At 44.7% G+C, this 15,391-nt stretch carries 17 protein-coding genes; 6 read left to right on the forward strand and 11 right to left on the reverse strand.

Features of this window, described 5'->3' with window-relative positions; all coding sequences use genetic code 11:
• Window positions 1–18: 18 nt before the first annotated feature.
• Window positions 19–165 carry a hypothetical protein gene (locus ACY2IG_RS14460; RefSeq protein WP_368914487.1) on the reverse strand — a complete coding sequence of 49 codons (147 nt, stop codon included), beginning with the start codon at window positions 163–165 and terminating at the stop codon, window positions 19–21.
• A 147-nt stretch (window positions 166–312) separates the two neighbouring features.
• Between ACY2IG_RS14460 and ACY2IG_RS14465 the strand changes: the two genes are divergently transcribed.
• A complete protein-coding gene (locus ACY2IG_RS14465) occupies window positions 313–1,176 on the forward strand; it encodes a helix-turn-helix domain-containing protein (RefSeq protein ID WP_308101986.1) in 864 nt (287 codons plus the stop codon).
• A 17-nt stretch (window positions 1,177–1,193) separates the two neighbouring features.
• On the opposite strand, the gene ACY2IG_RS14470 is transcribed toward ACY2IG_RS14465, so the two are convergent.
• Together ACY2IG_RS14470 and ACY2IG_RS14475 are read right to left on the reverse strand one after the other, a co-directional pair.
• Window positions 1,194–1,544, reverse strand: coding sequence for a hypothetical protein (locus ACY2IG_RS14470; RefSeq protein WP_308101988.1), 351 nt, complete (start codon window positions 1,542–1,544; stop codon window positions 1,194–1,196).
• Window positions 1,545–1,836: 292 nt separating this feature from the next.
• The gene (locus ACY2IG_RS14475) at window positions 1,837–2,010 is read right to left on the reverse strand and encodes a hypothetical protein (RefSeq protein WP_023469413.1); all 174 of its coding nucleotides are present in this window, start codon (window positions 2,008–2,010) and stop codon (window positions 1,837–1,839) included.
• A gap of 78 nt (window positions 2,011–2,088) precedes the next feature.
• Between ACY2IG_RS14475 and ACY2IG_RS14480 the strand changes: the two genes are divergently transcribed.
• Window positions 2,089–2,670: an LOG family protein gene (locus ACY2IG_RS14480; protein WP_462618095.1), complete on the forward strand. Its 582-nt coding sequence runs from the start codon at window positions 2,089–2,091 to the stop codon at window positions 2,668–2,670.
• 153 nt (window positions 2,671–2,823) lie between these two features.
• On the opposite strand, the gene ACY2IG_RS14485 is transcribed toward ACY2IG_RS14480, so the two are convergent.
• The 3 genes from ACY2IG_RS14485 to ACY2IG_RS14495 all read right to left on the reverse strand — a co-directional run bounded on the left by ACY2IG_RS14485 (window position 2,824) and on the right by ACY2IG_RS14495 (window position 5,047).
• A complete protein-coding gene (locus tag ACY2IG_RS14485; protein WP_035410435.1) occupies window positions 2,824–3,777 on the reverse strand; it encodes an ABC transporter ATP-binding protein in 954 nt (317 codons plus the stop codon).
• A 15-nt stretch (window positions 3,778–3,792) separates the two neighbouring features.
• Window positions 3,793–4,590 carry an ABC transporter permease gene (locus ACY2IG_RS14490; RefSeq protein ID WP_308101990.1) on the reverse strand — a complete coding sequence of 266 codons (798 nt, stop codon included), beginning with the start codon at window positions 4,588–4,590 and terminating at the stop codon, window positions 3,793–3,795.
• Window positions 4,591–4,924: 334 nt separating this feature from the next.
• Window positions 4,925–5,047, reverse strand: coding sequence for a hypothetical protein (locus tag ACY2IG_RS14495; RefSeq protein WP_290752773.1), 123 nt, complete (start codon window positions 5,045–5,047; stop codon window positions 4,925–4,927).
• A gap of 299 nt (window positions 5,048–5,346) precedes the next feature.
• Between ACY2IG_RS14495 and ACY2IG_RS14500 the strand changes: the two genes are divergently transcribed.
• Complete coding sequence (locus ACY2IG_RS14500) at window positions 5,347–7,032, forward strand: bifunctional metallophosphatase/5'-nucleotidase (RefSeq protein ID WP_462618096.1); 1,686 nt, start codon at window positions 5,347–5,349, stop codon at window positions 7,030–7,032.
• A gap of 256 nt (window positions 7,033–7,288) precedes the next feature.
• On the opposite strand, the gene ACY2IG_RS14505 is transcribed toward ACY2IG_RS14500, so the two are convergent.
• A complete protein-coding gene (locus tag ACY2IG_RS14505) occupies window positions 7,289–8,722 on the reverse strand; it encodes an ankyrin repeat domain-containing protein (RefSeq protein WP_462618097.1) in 1,434 nt (477 codons plus the stop codon).
• A 389-nt stretch (window positions 8,723–9,111) separates the two neighbouring features.
• On the opposite strand from ACY2IG_RS14505, the gene ACY2IG_RS14510 reads away from it, so the two are divergent.
• On the forward strand, window positions 9,112–9,246 hold the full coding sequence (locus tag ACY2IG_RS14510; RefSeq protein WP_462618098.1) for a hypothetical protein: 135 nt from the start codon (window positions 9,112–9,114) through the stop codon (window positions 9,244–9,246).
• 113 nt (window positions 9,247–9,359) lie between these two features.
• On the opposite strand, the gene ACY2IG_RS14515 is transcribed toward ACY2IG_RS14510, so the two are convergent.
• The 3 genes from ACY2IG_RS14515 to ACY2IG_RS14525 form a co-directional block, all read right to left on the reverse strand.
• On the reverse strand, window positions 9,360–9,872 hold the full coding sequence (locus ACY2IG_RS14515) for a VanZ family protein (RefSeq protein WP_462618099.1): 513 nt from the start codon (window positions 9,870–9,872) through the stop codon (window positions 9,360–9,362).
• Between the two features lie 155 nt (window positions 9,873–10,027).
• Window positions 10,028–11,047: a Delta(5) desaturase DesA gene (gene desA, locus ACY2IG_RS14520; protein WP_290784567.1), complete on the reverse strand. Its 1,020-nt coding sequence runs from the start codon at window positions 11,045–11,047 to the stop codon at window positions 10,028–10,030.
• 234 nt (window positions 11,048–11,281) lie between these two features.
• The gene (locus ACY2IG_RS14525) at window positions 11,282–12,808 is read right to left on the reverse strand and encodes an FAD-dependent oxidoreductase (protein WP_462618100.1); all 1,527 of its coding nucleotides are present in this window, start codon (window positions 12,806–12,808) and stop codon (window positions 11,282–11,284) included.
• Window positions 12,809–13,239: 431 nt separating this feature from the next.
• Here ACY2IG_RS14525 and ACY2IG_RS14530 point away from each other — a divergent pair, with 431 nt between their 5' ends.
• Entirely contained in the window at window positions 13,240–13,674 is a 435-nt protein-coding gene (locus tag ACY2IG_RS14530) for a sigma factor (protein WP_462618101.1), read from the forward strand.
• Entirely contained in the window at window positions 13,674–14,504 is an 831-nt protein-coding gene (locus ACY2IG_RS14535) for a tyrosine-type recombinase/integrase (RefSeq protein WP_462618102.1), read from the forward strand. The genes ACY2IG_RS14530 and ACY2IG_RS14535 overlap by 1 nt, the downstream gene beginning before the upstream one ends.
• On the opposite strand, the gene ACY2IG_RS14540 is transcribed toward ACY2IG_RS14535, so the two are convergent.
• Window positions 14,485–15,303 carry a tyrosine-type recombinase/integrase gene (locus tag ACY2IG_RS14540; protein ID WP_462618103.1) on the reverse strand — a complete coding sequence of 273 codons (819 nt, stop codon included), beginning with the start codon at window positions 15,301–15,303 and terminating at the stop codon, window positions 14,485–14,487. The two genes, ACY2IG_RS14535 and ACY2IG_RS14540, sit on opposite strands and share 20 nt — an antisense overlap.
• Window positions 15,304–15,391 lie beyond the last annotated feature (88 nt).

A 15,391-nucleotide genomic window follows, 5' to 3' on the forward strand; every position in this document is an offset into this window, starting at 1 on the left:
AAGTCCTTTTTGTGTGTATTAAGCCGATTTGATAGTTGCTTTTGGTTTCGTATTAGTCCGGTCCATTTCCCGATGAGCGAGGGGGGCGACGGCGACGGTAGCAGGATTAAGACACCAAGCGCATGAAGTCATGTTACGTCGCGTTTCTTTTAAAATGAGTGTCATGGTTGTACCCCTTTCTGAATCAAGTGAGATGGTCGTTGAAACATTGATACGAAATCAAGTAAATCAGTGGTATCCCGTTCCATTCGCTTCTATAATAGAAATTGGTACCCTGTACCAGTTCAATCTTCACGAAAGGACGAGGAGCCGATGGATCAATTCATGTCACCGCAAATCGGCTTAGCATTACGCCGACTGCGAAAGAAACATAATCTGACACAAAAAGATTTAGCAAACGGAATTTGCAGTCAAGCTGAGATCAGTAAGATCGAGAGTGGCACCCATTCGCCAACGGTCGAGTTGCTTTATGCGTTATCACGTCGATTACAAGTGCCTATGACGATTTTCCTTAGCGAACATAGCTCTGTAGAGTCTCTTCGGATTATCGACGATGAACTCTTAACAAAATTTCAAAATAATGATCACACGGAAATATACAAATTATCTAAGAAGCAAATGGAATTAATTAATCCTAACAGTGAGCTAGCGGCATTATATTCTTACTACATGCACTTGAGCGCTGTTAAAATAGGAAAAATTGATTATCGAACGTGTGTAGTTGAACTTCAAAGGTTGTCCGAAAAATGTATTAAGTTTTTCTATTCACCGAGAATGATTTTTCGTATAAAGTCTGCGATTGCTACGATGTATTATGAAAACGATAATCTAAACCACGGTTTTAAAGCATATGAAGATTTACTTTCTTTAAGCTACGATAGTGATGAATTGCTTGTTGAAAAAATACGACTCCTTTACAACGTCTCCAAAGTATTAGTTGCTATGAAAAAAAATAAAGAAGCTTTAAAGTACATTGAAGATGGAATTTACTTAAGTCTTCGTTTTAAAGACATGTCTCTTTTAGGGCAATTATATTATCAAAAGGCTTATGCTTTAGAAATGCTCGATCCTTTAAACCCATCTTGTAAAGAAGCCTATTCAAAGGCATATACATTATTTGATATTTTAGGAATGAGTGAATACAAACAAATATTAATCACGAATAATAAAGTATAGCCTTTTTAAAGTTATTCTTAGCGTGCTTGAACATACTCTCCTGGGAGAAGGTCTTTATTACCAGCGACGTTCTTTACTGAATACTCTCCTGGAAGAAGGTCTTTCGCAAGATTCTTCACTGAATACTCTCCTGGAAGAAGGTCTTTCGCGAGATTTTTCACTGAATATTCTCCTGGAAGAAGGTCTTTCGCGAGATTTTTCACTGAATATTCTCCTGGAAGAAGGTCTTTCGCGAGATTTTTCACTGAGTACTCTCCTGGGAGAAGATCCTTCGCAACTTGTGTAGTGTTATTTGATACCGTTACACCAAGTCCTAATACTAATAAAGCACTTGTGCTTGCTACGACTAATTTCTTTTTCAAGTTCATTTAAATAACCTCCTATTATTTTTCGTATGGCTTCGTAACAACATCATATAACCTTAGACCCCCTCTGAATATTCGAATACGAATAATTATGGTATTTTACACATTATTTTCTCTTTCCATTACTTTTGACACGAGTCATATGTCCTGATTCCTGTGTGTTTTTTACAATTCATCCATCAATATGTCGAATTTGTGTATGAAAATAGATTTTTCTGAATATTTAACTATGATAAAATTTCGTGACAGATAAAAAGAGAGCTCGTCCAACTCACACGAGTCGAACCAGCTCTTTTTATTTTGAGGATTGTCGTAACGCGATGACATAAAATATACCGAGTACGACAATCACACCTAGTAGTATCGAACTAATTGTCGTCCGAGTCGACGTATCCGGCATCCATATCCCAAGTCCTAAATTGATTGCTGCGATAATTAGGACGAGCCAAACGATCGTACGTGGTCGCATACCGATCTCCTTCCTGGTCTCCTCTGCCGTCCGCTCACCGAATATGCTATGGTGACAATAACAAAGGAGGTTCTGTTCATGAATAGACTTGCAGTATTTTGTGGTTCTAAAGATGGTGCGCATTCCGTCTTTCGCGAGGCAGCGGGCATGCTTGGTCAAGCGCTCGCCGCACGCGACATCGGACTCGTATACGGCGGTTCCCGCGTTGGAACGATGGGAGCTGTCGCGGACGCTACGCTTGCAGCTCAAGGTCAAGCGATCGGTGTCCTCCCCCACTTTCTACAAGAAAAGGAATTAGCACACCCAGGACTGACTGAATTGCATCTCGTCCACTCGATGCACGAGCGGAAAGCAAAGATGTCAGAGCTTGCCGATGGCTTCATTATTCTTCCTGGCGGACCCGGAACGATGGAAGAGTTTTTCGAAGTCTTCACGTGGGCCCAACTCGGTCTGCATGAAAAACCGTGCGGTGTACTCAACATTGACGGGTACTATGACCCCTTGATTGCCCTGTTCGACACGATGGAACGTCAAGGATTCTTGATTCCCGAACACCGAGCGATGCTGATCGTCGAATCGGATCCGGATCGTCTCTTAGAACGCTTCGCCACATATGAAGCACCACGCGTCAAAACGTATATGGATCGCTCACAAACCTGATGAAAGCGGAGTCTTCGACTCCGTTTTTTTTTGATGAATTCGCATACTCTTCCGATATTTCTTCTCTCACTTACTAGTTTTCTCCACTCCGTTTCAGGATTCCTACTCTTTGGGCACAAAAAAACCAGATGCACAGAGGCATCTGGTAAAACGTTAGAAGAACTTCATGATTGCGTCGCTAAGATTCGTCAAAGACGGTGTCTCGTCGATGACCATCAAACTACCTGCTGCAATCGCGAGCAACCCGAGACCAGATAAAATCCAGCCAGGATGTTTCACGTTGACGTCGGCATCGACGTTTTCTTTACCGGACCGCGCATTCGCTGCTTGTTCCTTCAAGCGATCGCGGCGGTATTGATGTTGTTCCTCTTTTGACCATTTCTTATACTCCGCGAGGAACTTCTTGTATTCCGGTAAAACGTCTTTTGTCGTGCCGTCGAGGCGGACTTGACCGTATTCGAGCCAGACGACCCGCTCACAGAAACTCTTGATTTGTGAGAGCGAGTGACTGACGAAGATGATCGTCTTGCCTTCGTCCTTGAACTCGTTCATCTTATCGATACAACGGTTATAGAAGGTTTGGTCACCGACTGATAAGGCTTCATCGACGATCAGGATGTCTGCGTCGACATTAACGGCAATCGCGAAGCCAAGTCGTGACTTCATCCCACTCGAGTATTTCTTGATTGGCTGATCAATGAAGTCCCCGATATCCGCGAAATCAATGATCCCGGGCATCCGACGTTCGATTTCAGCGTCGTCCATCCCAAGCAAGAGACACTTCAGACGAATGTTCTCACGTCCTGTCAGCACGTTTTTTAATCCTTGGGAGACGGCGATGATCGCGACTTCTCCGTTGATCGCGACGTTACCCTCGTTCGCGTAGATAATCCCTGAAATCAGGTTCGAGAGCGTCGATTTACCCGAACCGTTGATTCCGACGAGACCGACGACTTCTCCTTTTCCGATTTCAAGTGAGATATCGCGTAAAGCTGTAAATGTTTTAACGCTCTTGCTTTGATTTTTGAACAAGAGCTTGAATTTTTCTTTCGTAGTCGTGACCATGTCGAAGCGTTTCGTGACATGGTCGAGTTTAATCATAGACATGGCGATTTCCTTCCCTTAAACGAGCTCAGTGAATGATTTACGGAACTTGATGTGCAAAAACGTTCCGGCTGAGAATAAGAGGAGCGTGATACTCCAGAAGTACAGACCCGTTGGCCATTCTTGCCAGACCCAATGTCCGCCAAGCAAGCTCGCCCGGTATCCCTCGACGAGATAGTAGACTGGATTCAAGCGGAGGACACCATGCAAGACGTCCGGGAACCGCTCGATGTTCCAAAGGATCGGTGTCATATAAAAGAGCATCCGCATCATCGATTGCAAGAAGAGCTGGATGTCCTTGACGAGTGTGACGAGTGTCGAAAAACAAAGCGAAAAGGCATAGACGAAAATGTATGTGGCAATCATATAATACGGCAATTGAAGCAGTTTCCATGTGATCGGGATGCCGTTTGCAATGATGACGACGATGACGATGGCAAGCATCGCAAAATGTTGATACATCCGTGACAAGATGACATACGATGGAATCGCACTCATCGGGAAACGCATCTTCGTTACCATCGCGAGACGGCTGTTGATCGAATTCGACCCCCGAAGCAACGCATCGTTGATGAAGAACCAGACGACGATCCCGCAAAGGAGCCAGACGATGAATGGAATGTTTCCATCGACGTCTTTATTTCCGCGCAGACCAACTCCGAAGACGAACCAGTAGATGAAAATTTGGAGACCGGGATTGAGGAGCTCCCATAAAAGACCAAGGCGTTGCTCTGCATGCGCTGATTTGATTTCATATCGCGCCAACCGGCGAATCAGGGGGAAATTATCGACCTGTTCCCGGATGATACTTCTCATTTCTTTCAGCATAAGTGTAAGTTCCTTCCGATTCATGATACATGTATTTTATTTTCATATTCGTTGATTCCACTCAAAAAAGACGGATGCCGTCCGCGATTGCTCAAACGAACGCTCCCTCCGCGTGAACGGGACCTTGCCCGGTCGATTCTGACTCGCCTCCTTCTTCGTTTACTCGTGCATGATAGAAGCAATACTTCCTATATACACTTAATCAATTCTAGCCATCGGGAAAAAGCGTGTCAATGTATTGGACGAACCGACACCAAACTGTAGTTTTTCAGACACGAAAAAACCGGCGGGTAACCACCGGTCATCTCCTAGTTTGTTTCCTTTAAGCATGATTAAAATGTGGAAATTCGATCGTCGTCGGTGGAGAAGCGAGTCCCCATACGAGGAGAACCGTAATCACAAAAATAATGCCGACAAGAACGCCTCCTCGAACCTTATCATTCATCCAGCGATGCCCCTTTTCATTCGAACTTTATCATTAATCAAATTATACAATTTTTAGTAATTATAAACCACTAATAAATCGGAATTTATCGTAATAAATTACCTGTTATTCATATTTTAAGATGTATATTTAAAAATAAAAATCAATTTTGTAAGCGTTATTATATATTCGATTTGTTTTTAAAATTTTTACCTTAATTTTAAACCAAAATACTAAAAAAAGATTTATAGTATTAAATAGGGGTCGCTGATTGCACGTTGACTTCTACACTAATCATCATATTTCATAGGGGGTCTATCATGAAGAATTCAAAAGTTTTATTCTCAAATGCAGTTGTCTTATCTTTAGTCTCGTCCACAATTTTAATCAATCAACCGATTAATGTGTTTGCCTCTCCAAAAGAAAAAGAAGAAAAGCAAAAACCTTCTTTTTCGCTTCATTTAATGCATACAAATGATACACATGCGAATCTAGACAAGGCACCAAAACGAGCAACTGTCATTAACGAATTGCGTTTGGATTCTCAAAAGAAAGGAATTCCATCTTTATTATTAGATGCAGGCGATGTCTTTTCGGGCTCCCTTTACTTTAATAAATTTAAAGGTCAAGCTGATTTAGAACTTATGAATTACATGCAGTATGATCTTATGACTTTTGGTAATCACGAATTCGATCTTGGTAGCCAAGATAATCATCAAGCTCTACGAGATTTCGTTACCAAAGCTAACTTCCCTTTCATAACATCAAATGTTGATTTTAGTAAAAACGAATTACTTTCAAACCTTCAATCAGATTCCTACAAGTCTAACCCAAAAAATGGACAAATCTATCCTGGTATCATTAAACAATATAAAAATGAGAAAATCGGTTTCTTTGGATTGACGACTGAAGAGACAGCAGAAATCTCAAGTGCTGGAACAGTCACATTTGCGAATTATATTGCTAGCGCTAAAAAAGCTGTAAGAGATTTAGAAAAACGAGGCGCAAATAAAATTATCGCTTTGACTCACATCGGATTCGATGATAATGAAGCGGTCGATAATGATCAATTGCTTGCTCGTAACGTCGATGGTATCGACGTCATCATCGGTGGTCATTCTCATACGAAACTTGAAAAGCCTGTAGTTGTCGACGAGACAGTTGTTCCCGGAAAGACTGAGCCTACTATCATTACTCAGGCCTACCAGTATGGTGATTTCCTAGGAAATCTCGATGTCACTTTTGATTATCAAGGAAAACTGACAGCATATAACGGTTCATTGATTGATGTGTCAAAAGCAGTAGAAGATGCGCGCGCTGCTGAAATCCTCAAACCGTATGCTGATCAGATTGCGGAACTAAAAAATGAAGAAGTCGGTGCGAACATCGTAAATGCCTTACCAAATCCTCGCGGAACAGTTAGTGTTCGAAATAGCGAGACAGCACTCGGTAACTTCATTACTGACGGTATGCTAAAAAAAGCAAAAGAATACAATAACCATACAGTGATCGCAATGCAAAATGGTGGTGGCATTCGTGCTGCTATCGATGCAGGTCCATTGACAGTCGGAGAAGTATTGACAACGCTCCCATTCGGGAACACTTTGGCGATAGCAAAAATGACTGGACAAGAAATTAAGGATCTTCTTGAAATCAGTGTTGGAGTCGCACCAATTGAGAATGGTGGATTCCTTCAAGTAGCAGGAATGAAGTTCGAATATGATGCTACAAAAGCAAAGGGTTCACGCGTTACGAAAATGCAGGTCAATAACAATGGAACATTCGAAACGATTGACCTCGCTAAGTCTTACATGATTGCAACGAATGCTTTCACAGCAAAAGGTGGAGATGGTCTTACACCGTTCGCAACAGCATATAAAGAAGGACGTGTTACTGATCTTGGTTTATCAGACTGGGAAAACCTTCGAGATTACGCAGCATCACTCAAAGAAGTTAATTACAAGATTGAAGGACGAATCGTTAACATTTCAACAACTACAAAATAAGTAGAAACTTTTGTCATGTTAATATACTTCCTCATAGAAAAAGATTCGATAATGAATCCTGCTGTTCTTTAAGACAGTTTTTGAGATGTCCAGTAACTCAAATAGTAATGAATATTTCAACTTACGGCTTTTAAGCTTACTAAAATAAAACCCGATATACGTGAAAACGGCTTGATCCTGTCATTGAGAGGATTAAGCCGTTTTTGCATTCGTTAGTATTAATCTTCAATTTAGTATAAGATTCCAACATTTCGTTTCATAACGTCTGCGCTGAGTGTTGTTTCAACAGATCAACGAGTTCATCGAGTTCATATTCCTGCGCCATCATCAGTGGTGTGAAGCCATCCGCATTTTTGATTGACGGATCGGCACCGCGTTCGAGTAACAGCTTGACCGTCTGTTTTCCCTCACCCTCGACAGCATGATGAAGCGGCGTGAACTTGTCGTCATCTTGCTGATTGATTTTCTCGCCTCGCTTCAAATACAAATCGACGAGTTCATCGTTATTGCTGAAGACGGCCGTAATGAACGGTCGCTCTCCAAATTCATTGACAGCATCGACATCGCTTCCTGCTGCAAGCAGTTCCTTGAAGATCGATTCGAGCCCTTTGCTCGACTTTCGGTAACCGAGATAATGCAACGCTGTATCTCCATCGGCATCGACCGCTTTCATATCACTTTCCGGAATCAGACGATGAATATCCTCTAGCTTCCCTTTTTGAATTGCTGCCATTAACTCCGTCTCGTTTAAATCCTGATCGTTCGTCTTTGCCGTCGCTGTGTCATTACTGGCTGCTTTTTGTGTTCCGTCTTCGTTAAGCAGAACATCTGCCCCTGCACCGACGAAGAACATAGCCGTCAGAATGCTCATGCCAATGACGATTCCTTGACTATAACGCAGGACAGGACGAGTTTGCTCGAGCGGGTCACCTGTCAAATGAAGCCGTTCCAGCATCGATAGATTGGTCCTTAGCTTCTCATACAATAAGACGGAAAACGTTCGTTGCTGGTGCTTTTCTGCCATATAGACCTCGATATCCGTCGTCGCGAGAAGTGTTGGTCCGAGCACATTCTCAAATATGGCTTGTCGCGCATGTTCGGTCGAAACAAATGGTAGGACCATCTGATACCGGGTTCGTTCACATGCGCGTGTATACGCTGGACGTAAAAACGGAACCCAGCTCCCGACCCAAAGCAAAATTTGCTTTTCCTGATGATTTCGTTTGATCCGTGCGAGTTCTAGCAGTATTTGAAACCGCCGTGCCTCTGTCAATTCCAAATACGACGTCGGAAGGACAATCAGATACTTTTGGAATAAACCGATGACGTGTGGTCGTTCTATATCGTTCTGGAAGTAGACTTCTGGAACCCGCCACAACTGCAATTGTTCTGTATGTAGACCGATTTTTATGAACAACTCTGGAAACTGCTCCGCACTCAAGCGAACCCCTTCACTTCGAATTCGGGATACCCGTCGCCACTGACGTATCCAAAGCATTAACAATAGGATGACTAGCGCGAACATGGCATAAATACCTCTCTCGCCTGTTTCAAACACTAACCCAATGATGCCGCCCACTGTCAAAATGGCGATTCCTAATAACAAACTGAAATAAGCAGTTTCTTTATGTGTCACCGCTTGCCTGATCCGGTGCGCGGAATCGATTCGTTCATTCGTTCCTTGTTCCATATGTCATCTCCCTCATCTATCACTTGATTCATTCTTTTTTTCATTCTTATTAATCTTACTGGTTATTCCATTGAAGTTCCAAGGGAATTCTTTCCTTACTCAACAAAATAATTTTAAAAAAATTATATTTTTCATTTATCTTTTTACTAACAAATTTTTTTCATGTTCTTTTTTATACGATTAAAAATTTTTTAGAATTCTATTTTAATCGTTTTCCATTAATTTATCAGCATATACATATCTAAACATTTTAATAATATATATTTCAGCCAACTAAATACTCTTGACTAGGTATGACAGGTACGAAGAAAGCCACTTTTAAAAATTGCATAAATGATTTTAATACCATATAATGACCAAAATAAAGAATATTATAGGAGGTAATTTCCTTGTCGGTATTCACTTTAAAGAAAAAGGATTATACAGTCCAGTATCATGTATTACGCGGAGATGAAATCATTAATACGGATCGACTCAACATCCGAGCAGGCGATCACACGGCAGCTCGAAAAAAAAGCCGATAACCTGTTATGAAAAAAATTCGGACGGACTCAGTATAAGATTGAATGGATACAACGATTCTAATCACTAAAATACCCCATCGCTTCAGTCATATGATTGAGACGATGGGGTATTTTCATGCACGCTGTTGTTCTTGTTCTCGCACAATCCAATCAGCTTTTAAATAAAGACGTATCCCGGTATACAGGACGATTCCAATCAAGGCACCACTTCCATCGATCAGTACATCTCCAACGAGTGGCGTTCGTCCGCCCGTCAACAATTGATGGAACTCATCCAAGACACCAACCGTCATCGCCGTCGTGAAGGCAAAGAAGGCAGCTGGTAATGCCGCATAGCCTCGCCCACGCAAGAAATGAACGATACTGATCCCAAAAATGAAGAATAAGCCGGCGTGCATTCCCTTTCGAATGAAAAATTCGAGGAACGCTGCAGGTCCAAGCGACGCGACGCTGATCGGCACTTCGTAATGGAACGATACGAAGGAGAACACATAAACCCAATCGAGCGGGATATGTCGCGTCAAAAACGGAATCAAGGATTGTTGCTGGTACGTCATCGAACTGAAGACGAATAAGGAAAGTAAGATGGCTCCTCCTACATAAGCAGCAATGGGTATCCGGCGCATCATGCACTCTCCTTTCTATTTGTACATCCTATCATGGATGATCGTCGTGAACATACGCCAAAAGACGGACATACGATGCTTTCATTTTCTGTTCATTCCCTCTTTTACAACTCATACAACAAAAACACCCCATCCGCATGGATAAGGTGCACTACTTACAACGATGACGTCTTTGGTTCACGTAAGAGATGTTTGATGTCTTGGAACGTCACGAACGTTCTGTTCTTCGCGTCGTATAGCTTATAACGAAGCGACTTCAGACTCGAGAAGAGACCGATCTTCGTCGCCTTCTGAAGCGGTGGCGTCGAGACATGCGCTTTTTCGAGATGATAGTTCGGAACGCGTGGGCTGAGATGGTGAACATGATGGAAGCCGATGTTTCCCGTCACCCATTGCAAGACCTTCGGCAACTCGTAATACGAACTGCCTTCGATCGCTGCCTTGACGTAATCCCATTCACTCTCATCCTCGAAGTACGAGTCTTCGAACGTATGTTGAACATAGAATAACCAGATTCCAAGGACGCCTGCTGTGAACATTGTCGTGCCTTGGATGATCAGGAAGGCTTGCCAGCCGATGAAGTAGATCAAGATACCGTACAAGACGACGAGCGACGCATTGATGACATGTGTGTTGATGCGTTCTTTTTTGCGAGCATCCTTCCGGTTGAAGCGGCTCGAGACAAGAATCAACAAGAGTGGTCCAAGACCAAACATGACAAGTGGATTCCGGTACAGACGATACTTGAGACGTGTGAAACGTGATGCTTCGATATACTCTTCAATCGTCATGACCCAGATGTCACCGACACCGCGTTTGTCGAGATTCCCACTCGATGCGTGGTGGATCGAGTGCTCCCGTTTCCATTTCTCATACGGGAATAACGTCAAAATCCCCGTTATCGTCCCGACGATAGCGTTCGCCTTCTTATTTTTGAAGAATGATCCATGGGTACAATCATGGAAGATGATGAACATTCGGACGACGAATCCTGCAGCGAGGATCGCCAACGGGATCGCGAGAAACACAGATAGTTTCAGGGCCTCATATGCCAGAAACCATAGGACGAGAAATGGCAGGATCGTGTTAATCATCTGCCGGACGCTGGCTTTGATGTCTGCCTTCTCAAACGGCGATACATGTTTGCGCAGCTGGGCAATCTTTTCTTTACTCATAGTGGTGCTTCCTCCTCGGGTTGTTTCAGCGTTCACGACGCTAAGTAAAATAGTGAAACTAAAATATGAAACCAGTGAGCGGTGGTCGTGACGGTGCCTCTACAACACGATTCAAAAGCGGCACTCTAATTGTTTAGCGCTAAAATATTTTTGTTACCAGGTAATTATATCACATATCATAAATCGTCCACGGTTTATTTTTAAAATTAAAAAAGCAGAGACAGGCGTCTCTGCTTACTCGATCGATTTGAGTGGGTTGACGGCTGGTCCTTCTAGCACCTCTCCTGTCGGACCAAATCGTGAACCATGACACGGGCAATCCCACGATCGTTCCGCCTCATTCCATTTCGTATCACACCCCATGTGGGTACAGGTCGTCGAGACGAGATGAAGCTTTCCTTCCGGATCCCGGTAACCGCCGACCGTCTTGCCGTGATGGTTGACGAGTCCACCTTCGTCCGGTTGTAACTCGTCGGCACTGCGACGCGCTTTCGTCAGCTTTCCTTTAACCAGTTCGATCGCGACGTCCGCATTGTTCTTGACGAACTGCGTCGCATCCTTCGTTTTTAGCTTTGAACGGTTCGGATCGAACAGATGCCGAAAACGGTTTGGTGTTCCCGTCAATAAGTCGCTGAGCAACAGTCCGGCCGCGATACCGTTCGTCATCCCCCACTTCGCAAAACCGGTCGCGACGAACACGTTCGGATCATTTGGCGTCATCTGTCCGATGTAGGGGATTTTGTCGAGCGTGATTAAGTCTTGTGCTGACCAGAACTGTCCGAACGATTCGACGTGGAATTCATGCTTTGCAAAATCCGCAAGATGCTGATACCGCTGCATCGTCTCTGTCTCGTGACCAGATAGATGATTCTCGCCTCCGAACAGTCCAAGCAGACGACCGTCTTCTGTCCGTGTGTGACGCAGAGAACGACTCGGTTGATCGGCACTCATGAACATCCCGTCCGGAAACGTCTCATCGACCTGACCCGATACGATATACGAGCGATGGACTTCAAGTTTTGAGAAGTACAAGCCTTTGAAGTCATGAAACGGAAAATGGGTCGCGATGACGACCTTCTTCGCCTCAATCCGGTGACCGTTCTCTAGGATGACTGTCGGCGTCCGGTTCGATTCGAGCGATACAGCACGTGTCCGTTCGTATAAGGCACCCCCTTGGTGGACGATTTGTCGGGCGAGTCCTTGAAGATATTTGACGGGATGGAACTGCGCTTGATCGCGCAAGACGACAGCACGTTTGACATCGTACGGCAACTTACTTCGAACCTCTTCCGTCGCCTCGCCACCGTTCAATCCTAAACGTTCATAAGCACGGATTTCTCGTTCCATCGCTTGCTCTTTTGATGTCGCAGCGTAGAGATACGCGTCCTGCGTTTCAAGTTCACACCCAATGTCGAGTCGTTCCACCTGATGACGTAAAAACGTGATTGCTTCTTCATTTGCTTCATAATACAGTCGCGCTGATTCTTCACCGACCGTTTTGATTAACGTGTCGTAAATTAAACCGTGCTGCGAGGAAACTTTTGCCGTCGTATAACCCGTCGTGCCAGCAGCGACGTCACCTGCTTCGATCACGGCGACATCATATCCTCGTTCAGTCAGTTGCATAGCCGTGACAAGTCCAGCAATACCAGCCCCGATGATGACGACATCATGCTTCGCATCTTGATCCAAAGGGGGATAAGAAGTGGCAGGTGTACTTTCCTTCCAATAAGATGACGGAAATCCGGATAAGTCAGACATCATAAAACTCCTTTCGGAAAACACGATAGGTCGACATGTTAAAAGTTCCCTAAACGATGCGAAAACATGCGTGAATCGTATAGTTTTAAAAAGAAGCTCTAATTAATTAGTAGGTACCTTCTTGCTTGAAGTTGAGATACTTCTCTTTTTAATCAAGAAAATCATTTTCGCTGGAACTTTGACGCTGGATTATTCCGAACACCCTAGCGGATAAGTAGAGTTATCCTGAAGACATTCGCTTTAGAATGCGGGTTTAACTGAAGAGAACTAGTAGATTGGCGAGGAATTGCATCACTTACGCTACTTAAAAGTTAAAGAAACCGTTGGCATGATTGAAGAAATGGAGCGTTGCGCCCAGCGGATAACTCTACTTATACTAAAACTACCGCGGAATACATAACAGATATGCATATCTGAAGAAACGGATACCCATGAACGACTTACTACGTAACTGGATGCCCCTCGTCAACTCCCTCCTGTCCCGCCTCTCGATCCACCCGAACGAACATGATGAATGCCGGCAAGCTGCCCTACTCCGACTTTGGAAATCAATCGAAGAAGGAAAGGTCATGACCGTCACCTTCGCCCGGATCCGGGCGAAAGGCGCGATGCTCGACTACTTAGCGACCCGTAACCGGACGCTTGCGACTGAAGTCGCGGTCGAGACGATGCCAGAACTCCCTCGGACCTCGAACGTCTCCTTTCATTATCTCCTCAGTGAACTCAAACGGGATTTGTCGAATAAAGAGTACACGTTTCTCGAAGCCTTGATGCACGGCACGGAAGAGACGCTCGGTTATTCCCCGGCGCGACTCCGTTCATTAAAGTCGGAACTCCGGCAGAAAGTCCAGTTCCTCCTCGGATGATGACCTATTATCAAGAACGCTTACTCGCGATCATCGAACAGGCGGACTATCGTCCCTTGACGAAAAAAGCCTATCGCTCCGACGTACGACATCTCTGTCGCCATGTCGAACGGATTGATGTTCCGTCGCTGCAACGCTATAGTAAGCTCCTACGCGACACGTATGCTCCAGCAACTGCCGCACGACGACTACATGCGCTCTCCATCCTGTTCGATCAACTCGTCGCTGAACGTTCGCTTCAGACGAATCCGTTGGCTCGCGTCAAAAAACCGGTTCCCGCACCCTACCGGCGACTAGCCTTCACGTACGACGACGTCCATCGTGTCCTCGAGACGATTCGTGACGAGACTGTCTATGCCTTTAGCTTTCTTCTCTTACACACGGGTCTGCGGTTTTCGGAAGCCCGTGACTTACAGCTCGCAGATGTCGACTTTGCGCGCGATCAGTTGTTCGTCCGGAGCGGTAAAGGTGATCAATCACGTCAGGTCCCGTTGCATCATGCATTACGTGATGTCCTGACGCGTTACATCGAGACGATTCGTCCTGATTCCCTGCCGCTGTTTTGTGAAGACAGCGGACGACCGGTTAATCCAGCAAAGTTTCGCCGTGTCCTAAAAGAAGCAAGTGAACGATGTCTTGGACGGATCCTGCGGCCGCATGATATCCGGGTCACGTTTGCGACGACGCTTTATCACGTACATCAGACGGATATTCTAACGATCATGCGCTTACTCGTTCATAGCGATGTCCGGACAACCCAGCACTACGTCCTACCGTCGCACGACATTGCCCATACGTCAGTCAATCGACTCAAGCGGACAGACGATTAAGAACGTCCCGGACGTGATTCGTCTGGCTGCGGATGTATCCTTCCGTCGTTGAGATGCTGGCGTGACCAAGCAGACGCTTTATATCGAGCAACTTCAATCCTGCCCGCTGATAGAGATACGTCGCATAGGCGATCCGTAACATATGCGGACGGACGTGACGCTTTAAGGACGTAAATCCGATCTCGCGAAGTGCTTTTCTCACCGCATGTTCATTGATCTTCCGTCCCGTGACGGACTGAAACAAATAGCCGGTTGTGCGCCCTACTAGAAACAGACTAATCTTTTCGCAAAGAGTCTCTCCGATTGGAACGGTCCGTGTCCGCCCGCCTTTTCCGTGACGAATGTACAGTTCATTCGTCACCACATTAAAATCCTGTACCGTCAACAAACGGGCCTCCATGAAGCGGAGGCCCGTTTGACTGAGCACCTCGAAGAAGAGGCGATAAGTTGGATTTTGAATCTGCCGGATTACCGGAATCAACTCTTCACTATCGTGATACGTCTCATCATGCAAACGTTGGTGGACAATCGGACGGATCTCGATCATCGGATTCTTTTTGATGCGTTTCTGCTCGACGAGAACATTACCAAGCCGACGCAAGACATGGTAGCGTCGCAAAATCGTCGATGGTTTATAGCATGCCTTCATCCAGTGAAAATAACGCTGTAAGGATGCAACCGACCAATAGACGCGATGACTTCTCATTTGCCGAAGGTCGCTCCGGTACGCCTTAATCGTATGCGCCGCATATTTCGAATGCGTCAACAGATACTGATCGAGATAGTCATAGTGTGTCATGGATGGTTCCTCCTTTTTTGTAGGGAATGACGTGACAGCTGACGGAGTACACGATTGATTTTCGATGAAATATCAAGAATCGCTTTCC

Source organism: Exiguobacterium sp. EF_C8 (assembly GCF_054956715.1).